Genomic DNA, 16,733 nt, shown 5'->3' on the forward strand with positions numbered 1-16,733 from the left:
TAAACATGGTTTTATATACAGTAAAACTATTTGTAATAGAATGCAACTTTTGTCATCTTAAAATTAGTTTGCTATTCTCCGTGAATGTTAAATTATTGATAATAAACAATGCAGACAATTATTTGCAGTCACTGTGACTTAGTATCACAAAAACCAACTTTAGCCGCCGGCTATGTTGCAAAGTGCCCTCGCTGTGAGCGTATTCTTTACAAAAACAAAGCTGTCAATGCGAATAAGTTGTTTGCCTTATCAATAACAGCGTTATTGATCTGTATTCCAGCCTTTTCATCCCCCCTAATATCTATTCATTTATTAGGTATTACGGAAGAAGCTAATCTATTACAGGGCGCAATTATGATGATTGATATTGCCCCTATCGTCTCTTTTGTGGTGTTATTTTGTGCGGTGGTTGCACCAGTATTGTTAACTTTATGTATTACTTTTAGTAGCGGCTGCGTCGTATTCAACAAACGCCCTTCTTTATTAAATCCAGTACTTAAGTTAACAAGTATTCTATTCCATTGGTCAATGTTAGAGGTGTATCTAGTTAGCTTTATGGTCGCGGTATTTAAATTAATTAGTTATGCAGATGTCTATTTTAATAGTGGGCTGTATTTTTTTGTGGCGTTACTGATACTAAACATGTCTATGCTCTGTGAATACAGTAATACAAAATATTGGGAATATTTGCGTAATGAGTGATCTACTAAAACCCGGCATCAGCGCTATGCAACAAGGTAGGCAGTTATGTAAGGTCTGCACCATGGACTCTTTAATTTCAGCTAACACAACGCATTGCCCTTATTGCGGTAGCCCAATCTCAGTGCGCATTAAGCATAGCCAACAAAAAATGTGGGCTTTGTTGCTGACCGCGATAGTTTTTATTATTCCAGCCAACCTATACCCTATTACCTATTTACTAAAAAATAGTACACTTTATCCTGATACTATTTTTTCAGGTATAATCAGCTTATTTGATAGTGGTATGATAGGCATTGCCCTTATTGTTTTTATTGCCTCTATCCTAGTACCTATTTTAAAGATTGTTGCACTTTCTTTCATTTCACTTGCGGTGCACTTTCAATGGCAGTTTCCCCCTAAAAAACAACTTTTTGCTTTCAAAATAGTCGACTGGATAGGACGTTGGTCAGTATTGGACCTATTTGTTATCTCAATCATGGTAGCTGTTTTCGATAAAGGAAATTTTTTATCTGTTTACCCAGGTATCGCCGCTACTTCATTTACCGTTGTGGTTATCACCACTTTATTTGCTGCGCAGAGTTTTGATACTCGTTTAATATGGGATGCTAATACCAATGCAAAATAACCCCTCTGACCAAGCTATTATTGCTAAGTCACGCTCAATTTCCCCGATTTGGTTTTTGCCTTGTATTGCAGCCCTATTAGGCGTCTGGATTCTATTTCAAAATATTACCCATAAAAATGAACAAGTCACTATTCACTTTAAGCGTGCCGACAGTATTATCGTTGATAAAACGAAAGTACGATATAAAGGTGTCATTGTTGGAACAGTAAAGAAAGTAGAGCTTGACGAAGTAGATGGCGTTAATGTTATTGCAGAAATAGAATCTCATGCGGTGTTTTTATTGAAAGAGAAAAGTCAATTTTGGTTAGTTTCACCAAAAGCTTCATTAACTTCAATATCAGGTTTAGATACTTTATTTTCAGGTAGCTATATCAATTTATTGCCCGGTGAAGGTGAGCCAGAAAACGAATTTATTGCTACTGATGAACAACCTATTAGTATTCCTGATAATGCATTATTACTAACCCTTAAAAGTAAAAGTGCAGCATCAATCAATGTGGGTACACCGATTTTCTACAAGAAGATACAGGTTGGGGAAGTCGCCCGCGTTCGCATTGATAAGTCAGGACAATTTATCAATATTCAAATATTCATTGAAAGTAAATATAGCCACCTGGTCAAGCAGCAAAGTCGCTTCTGGAATATCAGTGGTTTAAATGCCAACCTGTCACGTGCAGGTATTGATTTTAAACTAGATAGTTTAACTGCACTTATTGCGGGAGGCATTACTTTTAATAGCCCGGCTTCATCTTCGCCACCGAAAGCTGATAAGCAATATCAGTTATTTGATAATATTCACGACAGCGAACAAGGTTTGTCTATTTTATTAAAATTAAAAGACACCCATAATTTACCAAACAGAGCTGGCATTTTATTTAAAGGGCATGGTATTGGCCGAATAGATAAGATTCGTTACGACAGCAATAGTCAATTATTTTTAGCTGAAGCGACGATTAACCCTGCATTTGCCGAAATGATGACCGAAAACGCACAATTTTGGGTAGAAAAAACCGCCCTTTCATTTTCTAAAATAGAAAACCTAGGCAATGTTATTACCGGTGATTATATTAGCTTTACGCACAGTCAACAGTACCAACAAGAAACGCCACAATCGGAATTTTTATTAGCGCAACATAAAGATTCAAACAACGAGTTAACATCAGTCACACTGACCGCTGATAATGCTGATGGTTTGACTGAAGGAGCCCCCGTCACCTATAAAGGCCTAAAAATTGGCACAATAAGCACACTAAAATTGAGCAAAGACAGCCAACATATTAAGGTGTTACTCAATATAAAAAATAAATTTACTTATTTGATCAACCAACAAAGCAAATTTCACTTATCAAGTGGGCTAGATTTTAAAGCATCCTTAACTGGGCTTGAACTAAATAGTAAACCGATACAAAAGATTATCCAAGGAGGTATTACCTTATATAATAGCCAGCGAGTGCTAGAAAAGCAGGCCTCAGAGAAGCAAGTTTCAAAGAATAATAAATCATCCCCGTTTAATAAAACTTTTTATTTATATTCATCTAAAGAGACAGCTAAGCTTGGTAAAAATGCATTTGCTTCGCCACTTAATGTCACATTATTAAGTAAAGAGTTGCCTTCTGTTAGTGTCGGTTCTCCGGTCTATTATCATAAATTACAAGTCGGTGAAGTAAGTGCCTTAGCACTGCATGATTCAAGCTTAATGCAAACTAGCCTTAAAATTAATCCTCAGTTCAAACATTTAATTTCAGATAGCACCGTATTTTGGAATATTAGTGGTATTAAGGTCGATGCGAGCCTGTCCGGTATCAATATCAATACAGACTCTTTGTTAGCTATAGCTGCAGGCGGTATAGCACTTGAGCTTTCTTCAAAAGCGATCGCTAATAAAGTGAGCACTGGCCAATATCGTTTATTTGATAGCTTCCAACAAGCAACCAACCCTCCTAAACAATTAACGCTTACCTATGACGATGCCTTTGATCTAAAAGCGGGTAATAAAGTAAAACTTCAAGGTTTAGTGGTCGGTGAAGTCAATCAGCTTAAACTTAACAAGCACAATAAAGTCATTGTCACATTGGATATAGAGCCTCAATATTTTAATAAAATAGCTAAGCAAGGGAGTCGATTCTGGATTGTGCGCAGTAATATTTCATTATCTGGTACTAAAAACTTAGACACTCTAATCAGTGGTGTATTTATTAATGTATCACCTGGTAAAGGCAATTTAATGGCAAGCTTTAAGGGCGAAACGAATGAACCCTTATTAGCGCAGCATCAAACCGGACTGCCAATCACTTTATTAGCGAATAATGCCGGTTCTACTGATATTTCAAGTCCGGTTTATCATCGTCAAATACAAATTGGGGAAGTCATCGATAAACGTTTAAATAGCAACGCATCGGGTGTTGAAATCATTATTAACATATATCCTCAATATGCCCATTTAATCCGTACTAATAGCGTATTTTGGCCGGCTTCTGGTTTCAACTTAGACATTGGTATTACAGGTGCAGCATTAAAATCAACATCACTGTCTTCATTGCTTAAGGGTGGCATTAATATGAGCACACCAGATGACCAAAAATTACAACCAGCAAGCAATGCTTTCTCTAGTTTTAAACTGCAAATAGAAATAGAGGATGAGTGGTTACAATGGAAAATGAAAATTCCCAACGGTAATTAATTTAACTTTATGTTATCTTGCGCACATTTTTATAGCATTGTGCTTACAGAAGCGATCAGTCTATCTGATGAAAAAGTTAAGGTATTCACTTGTCCAATAGATAGCTATTGGCATTGAGAGCAGTACAGGTATTAACTTTATTAGCCAATAAAAATGATCTTTAACCTAATGTTCGGTGACGTAAGTGAATTGATATTAATGGGCACTCTTTGAGGATTGAAATGGATAGTAATACGTTTATACCACAAGCATTTATCGACAAAATGAGCACCATTTTACCTTCTCATTTAAATGTTGAGGATTTAGTGTCCAGTTGCCGCCGCCCTTTACGACGAGCGATCCGCATTAACACGATTAAGATTAGTGTTGATGATTTTTTGGTCATTGCTGAAAATAAAAATTGGCAATTAACACCTATCCCTTGGTGTAAAACTGGATTTTGGATAGAACTTGATGAGCAACAATGCCCTTTAGGTAATAGTGCTGAGCATTTGGCAGGTCTATTCTATGTGCAAGAAGCAAGTTCAATGATGCCGGTGTCAGCACTTACCCACCATTTTCAAGGTTCAGCACAATCTACTTTATTAGATGCAGCCGCCGCACCAGGATCCAAAACAACACAATTAGCAGCCTCAATGAACAATCAGGGCTTGATCATTGCTAATGAATACTCGTCAAGCAGGATCAAGATGTTGCACGCAAATATACAGCGTTGTGGTATTAAAAATGTTGCTTTGACACACTTTGATGCAAGCGTATTTGGACAATGGTTACCTAACACTTTTGACGCTATTTTATTAGATGCCCCTTGCTCCGGTGAAGGCACTGTACGAAAAGATAAACAAGCAATGAAAAACTGGAATCAAGGTGCGATTGAAAGCATTTCAGGGACCCAGAAAACACTCATTGAAAGTGCATTTCAGGCGCTTAAGCCCGGTGGAGTAATGGTCTATTCAACCTGTACTTTAAGCCTAGAAGAAAACCAAGAGGTTTGTTTGTACCTGCAAGAAAGCTACCCTGAACAAGTTGAATTCTTATCATTAATAGATTTATTTAAAGGTGCGGATAAAACAGTAACAGAGCAAGGTTTTTTACATATATGGCCGCAAGTTTATGATACAGAGGGTTTCTTTGTAGCAAGCATTAAAAAAACGGGTCATGTTGAATCACCTCAAGCGCATAAACGTTTAGGTAAGTTTCCTTTTCAGCCTGCAGCTGTAGTAACTAAAGAAAAATTGTTTAACTATTTTCAGGAACAATTTGGTATCACTGAAATAGAAGGTGTTTTATACCAACGAGATGATGAATTTTGGTTATTTCCAGAAAACATAGTTCCTTTGATAAATGAGTTACGTTTTTCTAGATTAGGAATAAAAATTGCCGAGCAATTTGGCAAGGGACGAAAATCAGGCTTCAAATGTACTCATGAATTCGCCTCCTGTTATGGCCAACAAACAACGTCATCGGTTAGCCTCTTACCGCATCAAGCACGGGAATACTTTCAAGGTAGAGATATCCATGATATCGATACTAAAAATAGCAAAGGTGAAGTATTATTGAATTATCAAGGCTATATTATTGGCTTGGGTAAATCACTCGATAATCGCATTAAAAATAGTTTACCAAGAGATCTGATCATAGATAAAAATCTATTTGAAGAATAGCCCAAGCTAGGCGAGCAAAAGATTAGCTGGTTTTATAAGCCAGGTAATCTTTTACTGATAGCAGTGTTCGTATACAAAAAACGCTAACTATTAACGGCAAGCAATAGCGGTAAGTACTAGCGATAACTAATAGTCGACAATCAGAGTGAAATTTAATAGGCGTTTTTATTCACAAAACCTTTGAAAATCGTTATAAAAATAATTTTTATATCAAAGCTAATAGACCAAGTTCTAATATATTCTAAATCGAACTCAACGCGCTTTTCCATTTTATCTAATGTATCCGTTTCACCACGCCATCCATTAATTTGCGCCCAACCCGTTATCCCCGGTTTGACGATATGACGTAACATATAAAAATCAACTAACTTTCTATATTCTTCATTATGAGCTACTGCATGCGGACGAGGTCCAACTAATGACATACTGCCGGATAGCACATTAATAAACTGTGGTAATTCATCCAGCGATGTTCTACGTAAAAAATGCCCTAACTTGGTGACACGAGGATCCCCTTTTACCGCTTGTTGCACAAAAGAACCGTTATCCATCGAGTTCATAGAACGAAACTTCCATACATTAATGGGGCGACCGTCTAAACCGTAACGCATTTGCTTGAAAAAAACCGGTCCTGGGGAATCTTTTTTGATAAGCAGCGCAATGATTAACATCGGTATCGCAATCACAGATAAAATCAATGCTGCTCCGACCACATCTTCAATACGTTTAATTAAACTTGCAGGCCCTGTCATTGGTGACTCATAGACACTGATGGTTTGAATCGAACCGACATTAGATAAGCGCGAATTAATTAAATTAAAAGTGAAAAAGTCAGGCACTAAAAATACATCAACAGTCGTATCACCTAATGACCGAAGCAACTCCTCAATGCGTTTTTGAGCGGCCAGAGGCAGAGCAATATAAATCACATCAATCTCTCCGGCCTGCGCTGATGCTAATCCTTGGCTTATATTACCTAATAAACAGTCATTGTGCTTGGTGGGAGAACGATGGTCGGCTCGGTCATCATAAAAACCCTGCAAAGTGAACCCTGTTTCAGGTTTATTAATTAGCTCATCAGCTAATAATTCCCCCGAAGATGTTAAACCAAAAATAGCGACTTTCTTAGTGTAAAAACCGGCTCGTCTTCGTTTGAATAAAAACACGTAAAAAAGAATTCGCCAACCCGCAAGAGCAAAACAGTTGATGATGATCCAAGTGGCAATAATAACTCGGGAGATATCCACACTGGTTTTACTAAAGAATAGAAAGATAACAACGCTAAAAATGCCTGCTACCCAGGATAAAAAAGTATAACTGGTGATACGAGAGAACTCCCCCACTCGCCAGCTACGATAGAGCATTTGGCTTTCAGCAGAAAATGCAAAACCAAGTGAGGCGATTAAGCCAACCACCAAATAAGTATCTGTTAATTGTTCACCTTTAAAGTGAACAATTAAGAACAGGGTTAATTGGATAATGACAAAATCAATGCAACGGTATAATGCTGAATAGGCGTGCGCACTATTATCTTTAACATTGTGTTGAACAGGCATTTACTTCCCTTTAAAAAACATTTCTCGATAAGTTGAAACAATAAAAGTAGTTATATATAGGTATTATTTCAACTTACAAACCGTTTTAATGCACAAATTAAATAATACCGCGTGTATCTATCACCACTTTTGTTGCGAACTGAGTGCGATCTGTTGCTTTAAATTGTTTATGGTCCACTAAAACGACGACAACATTTGCTTTGTCTAAAGCATCGCTCAAGGAAGAAAGTGTCACACCAGATTCTGACAAAGAAGCTGGAAGTTGCTTGATATTAGGCTCAACAGCAATAATATCACCTAACCCTTTAGCAACGAGGTCCTTAACAATTTCTAACGCAGGACTTTCTCGCAGGTCATCAATATCTGCTTTAAAAGCTAATCCTAAACAAGCAATAACAGGGCGTTTGAATTCATCTGCTGCTTTACATATCTGATCCACAACATAATGTGGTTTAGCGTCATTAGTTAAACGTGCTTGCTTAATTATTTTTGCTTCTTCAGGGCAGCTATCAACAATAAACCAAGGATCGACAGCAATACAATGCCCACCAACACCCGGTCCAGGATTAAGAATATTCACTCGCGGGTGGCGGTTAGCTAGCTTCACCAGCTCCCATACATTGATTTTTAACTTATCACAAATAACAGAAAGCTCATTAGCAAAGGCAATATTGACATCGCGGAATGAATTCTCAGTCAGTTTTGCCATTTCAGCTGTACGTGCATTAGTAACGATGCATTCACCACGCACAAATGTTTCATACAATTGTGTCGCTAATTGGCTACATGCGTCAGACATTCCACCAATCACGCGGTCGTTTGAAACAAGTTCAGTTAATACATGTCCAGGTAGAACACGTTCAGGGCAATGCGCGACTTTTATATCAGCTGCATCACCTTTATCTTGAGGGAAAGTTAAGTCAGGTCGAGCCAGCTTTAACCAACCCGCTAACTTTTCAGTGGTCCCAACAGGAGAAGTTGATTCTAAAATAACTAAATTACCCTTAGTGAGCACCGGAGCAATCATATTTGCAGCGGCTTCAATATAAGATAAGTCAGGAGAGTGAGATGACGAAGCGTCTTCTTTGAAAGGGGTTGGCACAGCGACCATAAACACATCTGCAGGTTCAGCAGTTGTTGTTGCTCGAAGCTTGCCAGTGGTGACAACACTTCGAACGACTATGTCTAAATCAGGCTCTACGATATGTATTTGACCTGCATTAATGGTATTAACCGCATCGGCATTAACATCAACGCCTATTACGTCAAAACCACGAGAGGCAATCACAGCAGCAGTAGGTAATCCAATATAACCTAGACCAATAACAGATATAGTTTTAAATGGCATATTTTATTTAATCCTTTAATAATTCTTTAACAATACGAGCACATGCAAAACCATCACCATAAGGGTTATGCGATTTAGCCATTGTTTGGTATTTTTCATTATCCGTTAATAACAAAATGGTTTCTGAAGTAATACGTTGAACGTCCGTGCCGACTAATTTTACCGTGCCAGCTTCAATAGCTTCCGGTCTTTCGGTGGTATCTCGCATCACTAAAACCGGTTTGCCTAAAGACGGAGCTTCTTCCTGTACACCACCGGAATCGGTAATGATAAGGTAACAGCGGTTCATAAGATAAACGAAAGGTAAATAATCTTGAGGTTCAATTAAAAATACATTATTTAATGTACTCAATAGACGATTAACCGGCTCTCTTACATTAGGATTCATATGCATTGGGTAAACAATCTGCACATCGGGTTGTGCTTTCGCAATATTCGCTAGTGCTTCACAAATACGTTCAAATCCACCACCAAAACTTTCTCGACGATGTCCCGTCACCAAGATCATTCTTTTATTACTATCCAAAAAGGGAAATTGCTCAGCCAAAGAAGTCTGTAAGCCAGTATCCGATTCTAATTTTTGTTTAACCCATAACAAGGCATCAATAACAGTATTACCCGTCACAACAACATGTTCCTTGGGGACGTGTTCTCTAAGTAAGTTGGATTTTGATAAGTCGGTGGGGGCGAAATGATAGCGGGTTAACACTCCAGTCAATCTTCGATTTGCTTCTTCAGGCCAAGGAGAATATAAATCACCGGTACGTAACCCTGCTTCTACGTGACCAATATCAATTTGCTTATAAAAAGCAGCTAATGAGGCAGAGAAAGTGGTCGTTGTATCGCCATGAACAAGTACAACATCAGGTTTGAAGTCATCCAGTACCTGCTTGAGACCATTCAATATATTTTCGGTTACATCGAATAAATCTTGCCCGGGCTTCATTATATTTAAATCATAATCGGGGCTAATGTTAAACAACTGCAAGACTTGGTCAAGCATTTCCCTATGCTGCGCGGTAACACAGACTTTACTATCAATTCCGGGCTGTGCCGCAAGCTCATGAACCAAAGGCGCCATTTTTATTGCTTCGGGGCGTGTACCGAAGACTGTTAACACTTTTTTCATTCCAGAGCCTTACAAGTTATTCAATGCTTAATATACATAAGTCAGTAATTTAACTCTTTGATCTTAATTCAACTTTAAAACAGTTAAAAGCCAAAGTATCAACTTACTCTCACATATTCTGACTAACGAGTGTAGGTTACGTAGTTTTATTATATATAAAAAACATTAATGTTTGAATTTATCAATTATGACAGTTTTATTAATTAAAAATCAACTTATCACGTTGAAGATAAGCGTAATTTCTATTGTTATTACATAATAGCTATTTTAAGGCAAAGATCATTGACAATATGACTGCGATAATAATTAAATGAAGTTTAAATAATAACGAGGGAAATAAAAAGTCATAAAATAAAAACAGATAACCAAGAAGTTAATAGAATAAAGATGAGTTAGTTAATAAAGAGATCATAACATCAATAAAGATTGCACTGTCGAACTATAAAGCAACGAAAAATTAATTATAAGCAGCTGTTTTAATTAATCATAAAAACAAAAAACTCAATTATGACACAAAATAATAATAACAAAGGAGCATTCCGATATTTTTGCTTTTTGAACACTTTATAAACATTTTACCATTGAACAATAATATCACTATAAAAAGCGTTTCAAACTAAAATGCTATCCACTTACGTAAATCACTATTTTTATTAATAAGTAATAAGCTATCAAAATATACTACCGCAATTATTTATGAGGTCTTAAAATAACATTATTCATTGTTAAAACAGTCCTTAAATTCAAGTGATAACGCTCAAAAAACTCACAAAATAAATCGGTAGTATTATCTTAATTATATAAACAAATAAGCTTTTGAAATTTATTGTCATCATTTAACTGTAACTCAAAATATCCGCGCACACCTAGCTGAGTAAAAAAAGGGACAAAACGCATCGCAGGTAATTGCAACATTGCACCTTGTTCGCTACGTACTTTCACTACAGTATTAGGAACTCGATATAATTTTTCAAATTCTTGGTAACTGATGCTTATTCTAAAATGGTACCGTTTCATTACGACTCCTAGTAATGGTAAAGTGGGTATAACGTCCTAATGACGCATAAGGTTCGCGTTGACAATACTTCATTTCCATTGCCAATAACTGTTCAAAATTATGTTCAGAAAAATCTGCAGATTTCATATAATCATGTAAAACGCGAACGCCGGTTTTTTTAATGACAGACATGTTTGCTTGTTTAAGCCAATCAAGTACATCGGCTTCAAATAAAGGATTGATCGGTGATAAGCGCACTACCTTTTTTCGTGGCATGCCTAACTCAACAAAACTCAAATTGCCCGAGACTAAATTAAAGAAACGCTGCGCTTCTTTGTTATAAAACATCAAGGATACTAAGCCATCGTCATTTAGCCAGTTTAATAAACTATGTAAGGTCAATTCAGGTTCAGCTAACCACTCTAATACTGCATGATTTAGGATCAAATCAAACTGTCCCTCGACATGTTCATTTAAAGCTTGAATCGCACAATGTAATACGGTTACATTATTTTTATAGGCTTTATCCGCTAATTGTTGTTTAGCAACAGTAAGTAACTCACCAGAAATATCACACAACACCACTTGATGACCTAAAGCGGCTAGCTTTTGACTGAAATAACCAAAACCGCCACCTGCATCTAAAATGCGTAATTTTGGTTTATTTAATAGCTTTATGCACGTTAATAACTCTCGCCAAACAACCTCTTTACGGATTGCACCTTTATCGCTTCCATAAATATTATTAATAAATTTCTGTGCTATAGGGTCAAAATTATGATCAATCACTAAACTATATTCTCATTTTTATTGGTTTTTTGTTAAAGGAAAGGAGATTCTTAAAGTTGCCTTTATTTAGCCAAATTAACGTAACTTATTTGAATTAACAGCATTTTCCATAAAAATTGCACTTATTACTTATTACTTATTACTTATTACTTATTACTTATTACTTATCATGCAAACATAAAAAGCAGGCATAAAAAAATGGCCATAAAAAAATAGGCAGCTGTATTATCAATACAACTGCCTCTTATCATAAATTAATGTTATTTTTTAGATTTCATCTGCTCAATGAACCAAGTAATAATACGATCATACAACTTATCACCTAAAAAATCATCTTCGACTTGATGGTCGATACTAGGGTTATCATTTACTTCAACAACGTACACATTACCTTGTTCATCTTCTTTTAAATCAACGCCATACAATCCGAGTCCAACGCCATTAGCAGCGGTTATTGCAACTTTTTTAACTTTTTCTGGTACATCTTCAAAAGGTAAAGTAACAGAGTCGCCACTAAATTGGTCGCTGTCTTTATCTTTTTCATGATTATATATCTGCCAATGATTTTCACTCATAAAGTACTTACAAGCAAACAAACCTTGGCCACCTAATACACCAACTCGCCAATCGTATTTTGTATATAGGAATTTTTGTACCAGGATCAAGTCACTTTTTTTCAGCATCTGTTCCAGCACAACTTTCAATTCATCAACATCATCGACTTTTTTTACGCCGATACTAAAAGATCCATCAGGGATCTTCACCACCAGCGGAAAACCAAATTCTTTAATGAGTGCATTTAATACTGATGCTTTAGCACTTGAGACAAATCGTCCTGGAATACCTGGCAGTTTTAAACGGTCTAATAAATTAGACATAAAAATTTTATTTGTACATTTTAAAATAGAGTTGGGATCATCCAGTACAACAATCCCTTCCGAGGCAGCCACTTTTGAAAACTTATAAGTATGGTTACTAATCGAAGTTGTTTCTCGGATAAATAATCCATCAAATTGATTTATTTTAGAAAAGTCCTTTTTGGTAATTAACTCTGAATAGACAGCGTGTCTTTCACAGGATTCCATAAACTTTTTAATAGCTATTTCGTCACTAGGTGGCAGTTTTTCTTCAGGATTAACTAAAATAGCCAGGTCATAAAGGTACGCTTTTTGTTTTTTTGGTGTACGCCATATTCTATTGCTGTACTTTTCTAAAGCACTAGCAAAAAAGTCTTGCTCAAGGTCAGAGAGTTCTTTGATATTAACTGGCACAACAGAATCAATCTGCCAGATAGTACTTTGTATTAATGTCACCTCTAAAATCGGACATGGATAATACTCAAAAATTTCACGAGCTAGCTTATCGAAGCCTTTTATTTGTGACTTACTGAAATAAACTTTAAAGCTTAATTTCTTAATGCCACCATCTACCTTAAGAAATTTACTACTTATATTGGTAGTAATCTGTTGTAACGCATCGAGATCATTAATGTATAAACTCTTTTTACTGAGATCATTAATTGTTTTTAAATTGGGTAATACCTTATGGTTTCTCGCTTCCGCTAAAAGGCTACAATAGTACCCATGAGACAAATACTTATACTTTCTTGATAAGTTTAAAACCCTAAGATTTTTAGCATTTTGGTATTGTTGATCAAATAAGTAACTATCAGTTGTCACCACTTGTTCAGTAGGGAAAAACGGTTGCCAATCTTCTATTTTATCAACGACTACAATAAAGTTATCCACAAAAGTTCCTCTTCTATATAATTGAGCCGATTCTGAACCTAAAGGATTAATAAGGAAAGTTAAATATGCAGTATCGTAAGGCCAAAATAGAAGATATTAAACGCTTACTAGACATCGAAAATTTAAATTTTAATTATGATCAGATCAGCCGTAGAAATTTTCATTATTTTATACAACAGGGACACTGTGACCTTATTATGCAGCTAAAAAATAATATAATAAGCGCATACGGATTATTGCTTTATCGTAAAGGAAGCCTCAAGGCTCGTTTATATTCACTAGCAGTTCACCCTGACTTTCACGGCCAAGGCTGTGGTGAAAAACTGATGCGCCAGCTAGAGCAAGTTGCACTGCAGCACCAGCGCCATTTGATTAGCTTAGAAGTGAAGGTAAGTAATAGTAATGCGATTAGGTTATATCAGAAAATAGGTTATGTGCAGTTTACTATCAAACTAGCTTATTACGCTGATGGTCAAGATGCATTGTGTTTTGAAAAGAAATTATAAGATTCAATAAAGGTCAAACATGTTATTTATATTAAAAAAATGGATAGGGGGATTATTAATGCCACTACCCTTCTCTTTATCACTATTATTAGTCAGTTTATTATTACTTTTTTTTAGTCGACGTCAGCTATTAGCTAAAGTCCTCGCGTTATTTAGTTTTATCATTCTCTTTGTGTTCAGCTTATTGCCAAGTGCTTATCACTTAGCAAAACCTTTAGAGCGCCAATATCCTCCGCTGCTGGTTGCAGAGCAATCTTTGGATTATATTTTAGTACTCGGTTCATCGGGTATAAATGATAAAAACTTACCGATCACAGGACAACTTTCCGCAACGGCATTAAGTCGTTTTAGTGAAGCATTACGACTTTACTATGCGAACCCAAATGCCATTATTGTCGTTTCGGGCTCTGGCTTTGGAGATACACAGAGTCATGCACAATTGTTACAAACACTGGCTTTAACATTTGCAATACCTGAACAAAGAATCATACGATTAGATAGCAGTAAGGACACACATCAAGAAGCGCAACAAATGTCTACGCTGATACAAGGTAAAAAAGCAGCGCTAGTAACCTCTGCAACACATATGCCCAGAGCCATGGCTTTATTCAGCCATTATAATCAATATCCAATAGCCGCACCGGCGATGTATCTTGCTAAAGAAAACTCACATAGTCTACCCGCTTATAATTATATTCCATCGGCTTATCAGTTATACAAATCACAAGTAGCTTTACATGAGTATCTCGGTCTTTTACAACAATGGTCTATTAGGAAAATAGCTGATTAAAATAGCTAACACTACAAAAGTAGAGCATAAATAAATAAGACATAGTAACTAATGAATGAAAGTTAAAAGTTTAAGACTATGGTTAGAAGGCATATTTGTAAGGTATGGTTATGAGGTATAGCTATGAGGTATAGCTATATACAAAAGAGCCTGCAGGAGCAGGCTTTATTTGAATATGATGCAGGTATTGAGCTGCTATTTAGACTGGTAATATATATCAGCAACATAAGTAGCAATATAGACAATAAGATAAGCAAACATATTTATCGACTCAATAAAGCAGTAAGTAATTAACTCACTTACACCAGTTGTGATGGTCTTTTAATTACAGCCTGGCCCACTACAACATGCTCACCGTTAAAGGTCATGGTTGGTGAACCGTATAACTCATAACCTTCACTTAATACTTTAGTGATCCGAGTGCAAAACTCAGCATCATCTTTACCCGTGATCAGTTTATAACTATCAATTGAATTTGGCATATTAATATCCTTTAATCGCGCTTATGAAGTGATTTCAGCATACGATGAATCAGTGTAAAGGCCTATTATTTATGGACAAAATTGTGAATAAACAGTGTGGATGGCTAAAAATACGGCACTTAATCGACCGTATTTAATACATTCACCATCTAATCAAATTATTTCAAAACAAAGAATAATACAGCGCAGTTTAGATAACGTTTTATATGACATTGTAAAAAGTTAAGGACGATACACTTTCACATTATTGAAACCAGCTTCTTTCAAATACAAAGCCTGTAATTGACTCATCACACCACGGTCACAATACAGTAAATAGGTTTTATCTTGAGCAAGTGTTTCAAATTGGCTACCTAGTTTAAAGAAAGGAAGATGTTGTACTTCAACCCCATCTAACTGTAATGGTTTATCTTCTTGTTCATCGGCAGATCTAATATCTAACACAATATCATTAGTAGAGAAACCTGATACCGATTCGACTTCAGTAACTTGTTCTTTTGCTGCCGTTGCAATGTCTTTAATATCGAGAGTCTGTGCTTCAGCGACAACTTTATCAATTAATGACATATCAAAGTTAGCTTCTTCATTCTCAATCTTACTCATCACCGCTTTAACTGTAGGGCGCTGAGAGATAACACCACAGTACTCAGGAATCGTTTCAGAAATTTCTGCAGTACCAATTTCACGTGCACAATCAATGATCTCTTGTTTATCGGTTGCAACTAGTGGACGTAAGATCAGCATATCGGTCACTTGGTCAATCACTGATAAATTACGTAGTGTTTGACTAGAAACCTGACCTAATGCTTCACCTGTTACCAATCCTTCAATTGCTAAATTATCAGCCACTTTACGTGCAGCACGCATCATCATACGTTTCAGTACAACACCCATTTGGCCGTTATCCACTTTTTCTAGGATTTCAGCAACAACAGGCTCAAAAGGTACAGAAACAAATTTCACACGATGAGAAGCACCAAAACGCTCCCACAAATGATAAGCGACTTGCTTCACACCAATTTCATGAGCTGCACCGCCTAAATTAAAGAAACAGTAATGTACACGAGAGCCACGTTTCAATAATTTGTAACTAGATACGCCAGAATCAAATCCACCGGAAATAAGCGACAACACTGATTCTTGCGTTCCTAGTGGGAAACCACCTAAACCTTGATGGCGTTGGTCAACCATAAATAATTTATCTTGATTGATTTCGATATTAACCGTCACATCTGGATTTTTTAATTTAACAGCAAGTGCTTCAGTATGTTGATTTAAACCACCACCGACATAACGTTCAACTTCATTTGATCCAAAGTCATGGGTACCAATACGTTTTGCACGAACACAGAAGGTTTTACCCGCAAGACTATCGCCAAAACACGCTTTTGTTTGCTCGTATATGTCATGAATATCAGTATAAGTAGATTCAGTCACTTCCAAGAAAAACGCAATACCTGGCGTACTTTTTAAGTAGTGAATGACCTTTGCTTTATTATCAGGATCGTCATTTTCACTACGAACGATAATTTTATCCCATTCGAGTATCACTTTAATATCTTCATCATGACGAGTCAGTACGTTACGGATATTGCCCTGTAACATTTTGCTGAAGCGCTTACGCACAGGTTTACTTTTCATCATAATTTCAGGAAAAAGCTTAACGATAAATTTCATGGGTACCACTCTTGGATTCAGGACAGTGTTAATTTTAAAG

14 protein-coding genes are annotated in these 16,733 nt (G+C 36.4%); 6 read left to right on the forward strand and 8 right to left on the reverse strand.

What is annotated here, in order from left to right:
• The first annotated feature begins 108 nt into the window (after positions 1 to 108).
• From GQR44_RS05805 to rsmF, 4 genes are all read left to right on the forward strand, one after another.
• Positions 109 to 702, forward strand: a complete 594-nt coding sequence (locus GQR44_RS05805) for a paraquat-inducible protein A (RefSeq protein ID WP_166370213.1) — start codon at positions 109 to 111, stop codon at positions 700 to 702.
• Complete coding sequence (locus tag GQR44_RS05810) at positions 695 to 1,327, forward strand: paraquat-inducible protein A (RefSeq protein WP_166370215.1); 633 nt, start codon at positions 695 to 697, stop codon at positions 1,325 to 1,327. The genes GQR44_RS05805 and GQR44_RS05810 overlap by 8 nt, the downstream gene beginning before the upstream one ends.
• Positions 1,317 to 4,007 (forward strand): MlaD family protein, encoded by a 2,691-nt coding sequence (locus GQR44_RS05815; protein WP_166370217.1) that lies wholly within the window; start codon positions 1,317 to 1,319, stop codon positions 4,005 to 4,007. The genes GQR44_RS05810 and GQR44_RS05815 overlap by 11 nt, the downstream gene beginning before the upstream one ends.
• Before the next feature lie 221 nt (positions 4,008 to 4,228).
• The gene (gene rsmF / locus GQR44_RS05820) at positions 4,229 to 5,671 is read left to right on the forward strand and encodes a 16S rRNA (cytosine(1407)-C(5))-methyltransferase RsmF (RefSeq protein ID WP_166370219.1); all 1,443 of its coding nucleotides are present in this window, start codon (positions 4,229 to 4,231) and stop codon (positions 5,669 to 5,671) included.
• 152 nt (positions 5,672 to 5,823) lie between these two features.
• Here the strand turns inward: rsmF and GQR44_RS05825 are convergent, their stop codons facing one another.
• The 6 genes from GQR44_RS05825 to GQR44_RS20035 form a co-directional block, all read right to left on the reverse strand.
• On the reverse strand, positions 5,824 to 7,227 hold the full coding sequence (locus tag GQR44_RS05825) for an undecaprenyl-phosphate glucose phosphotransferase (RefSeq protein ID WP_166370221.1): 1,404 nt from the start codon (positions 7,225 to 7,227) through the stop codon (positions 5,824 to 5,826).
• Positions 7,228 to 7,324: 97 nt separating this feature from the next.
• Positions 7,325 to 8,575 (reverse strand): UDP-N-acetyl-D-mannosamine dehydrogenase, encoded by a 1,251-nt coding sequence (gene wecC / locus GQR44_RS05830; RefSeq protein WP_166370223.1) that lies wholly within the window; start codon positions 8,573 to 8,575, stop codon positions 7,325 to 7,327.
• Between the two features lie 7 nt (positions 8,576 to 8,582).
• Positions 8,583 to 9,704, reverse strand: coding sequence for a UDP-N-acetylglucosamine 2-epimerase (non-hydrolyzing) (wecB, locus tag GQR44_RS05835; RefSeq protein ID WP_166370225.1), 1,122 nt, complete (start codon positions 9,702 to 9,704; stop codon positions 8,583 to 8,585).
• 792 nt (positions 9,705 to 10,496) lie between these two features.
• Positions 10,497 to 10,721, reverse strand: a complete 225-nt coding sequence (locus tag GQR44_RS05840; RefSeq protein ID WP_166370227.1) for a DUF2835 domain-containing protein — start codon at positions 10,719 to 10,721, stop codon at positions 10,497 to 10,499.
• Positions 10,702 to 11,490, reverse strand: coding sequence for a methyltransferase domain-containing protein (locus GQR44_RS05845; protein ID WP_166370229.1), 789 nt, complete (start codon positions 11,488 to 11,490; stop codon positions 10,702 to 10,704). The genes GQR44_RS05840 and GQR44_RS05845 overlap by 20 nt, the downstream gene beginning before the upstream one ends.
• Before the next feature lie 260 nt (positions 11,491 to 11,750).
• Positions 11,751 to 13,238, reverse strand: coding sequence for a RimK family protein (locus tag GQR44_RS20035; RefSeq protein ID WP_166370231.1), 1,488 nt, complete (start codon positions 13,236 to 13,238; stop codon positions 11,751 to 11,753).
• A 65-nt stretch (positions 13,239 to 13,303) separates the two neighbouring features.
• On the opposite strand from GQR44_RS20035, the gene GQR44_RS05855 reads away from it, so the two are divergent.
• A complete protein-coding gene (locus GQR44_RS05855) occupies positions 13,304 to 13,744 on the forward strand; it encodes an N-acetyltransferase (RefSeq protein WP_166370233.1) in 441 nt (146 codons plus the stop codon).
• A 19-nt stretch (positions 13,745 to 13,763) separates the two neighbouring features.
• The gene (locus tag GQR44_RS05860) at positions 13,764 to 14,534 is read left to right on the forward strand and encodes an ElyC/SanA/YdcF family protein (RefSeq protein WP_166370235.1); all 771 of its coding nucleotides are present in this window, start codon (positions 13,764 to 13,766) and stop codon (positions 14,532 to 14,534) included.
• Positions 14,535 to 14,833: 299 nt separating this feature from the next.
• Here the strand turns inward: GQR44_RS05860 and GQR44_RS05865 are convergent, their stop codons facing one another.
• Positions 14,834 to 15,016, reverse strand: coding sequence for a DUF1737 domain-containing protein (locus tag GQR44_RS05865; protein WP_205962979.1), 183 nt, complete (start codon positions 15,014 to 15,016; stop codon positions 14,834 to 14,836).
• Between the two features lie 222 nt (positions 15,017 to 15,238).
• Positions 15,239 to 16,693, reverse strand: a complete 1,455-nt coding sequence (thiI, locus tag GQR44_RS05870) for a tRNA uracil 4-sulfurtransferase ThiI (RefSeq protein ID WP_166370237.1) — start codon at positions 16,691 to 16,693, stop codon at positions 15,239 to 15,241.
• Positions 16,694 to 16,733 lie beyond the last annotated feature (40 nt).

Source organism: Psychromonas sp. SA13A, assembly GCF_011378715.1.
Lineage (GTDB): Bacteria > Pseudomonadota > Gammaproteobacteria > Enterobacterales > Psychromonadaceae > Psychromonas.

Coding starts and splice junctions, on each gene's coding strand:
- GQR44_RS05805 (WP_166370213.1), top strand. CDS start 109: ATGCAGACAATTATTTGCAGTCACTGTGACTTAGTATCACAAAAACCA.
- GQR44_RS05810 (WP_166370215.1), top strand. CDS start 695: ATGAGTGATCTACTAAAACCCGGCATCAGCGCTATGCAACAAGGTAGG.
- GQR44_RS05815 (WP_166370217.1), top strand. CDS start 1,317: ATGCAAAATAACCCCTCTGACCAAGCTATTATTGCTAAGTCACGCTCA.
- rsmF (WP_166370219.1), top strand. CDS start 4,229: ATGGATAGTAATACGTTTATACCACAAGCATTTATCGACAAAATGAGC.
- GQR44_RS05825 (WP_166370221.1), bottom strand. CDS start 7,227: ATGCCTGTTCAACACAATGTTAAAGATAATAGTGCGCACGCCTATTCA.
- wecC (WP_166370223.1), bottom strand. CDS start 8,575: ATGCCATTTAAAACTATATCTGTTATTGGTCTAGGTTATATTGGATTA.
- wecB (WP_166370225.1), bottom strand. CDS start 9,704: ATGAAAAAAGTGTTAACAGTCTTCGGTACACGCCCCGAAGCAATAAAA.
- GQR44_RS05840 (WP_166370227.1), bottom strand. CDS start 10,721: ATGAAACGGTACCATTTTAGAATAAGCATCAGTTACCAAGAATTTGAA.
- GQR44_RS05855 (WP_166370233.1), top strand. CDS start 13,304: ATGCAGTATCGTAAGGCCAAAATAGAAGATATTAAACGCTTACTAGAC.
- GQR44_RS05860 (WP_166370235.1), top strand. CDS start 13,764: ATGTTATTTATATTAAAAAAATGGATAGGGGGATTATTAATGCCACTA.
- GQR44_RS05865 (WP_205962979.1), bottom strand. CDS start 15,016: ATGCCAAATTCAATTGATAGTTATAAACTGATCACGGGTAAAGATGAT.
- thiI (WP_166370237.1), bottom strand. CDS start 16,693: ATGAAATTTATCGTTAAGCTTTTTCCTGAAATTATGATGAAAAGTAAA.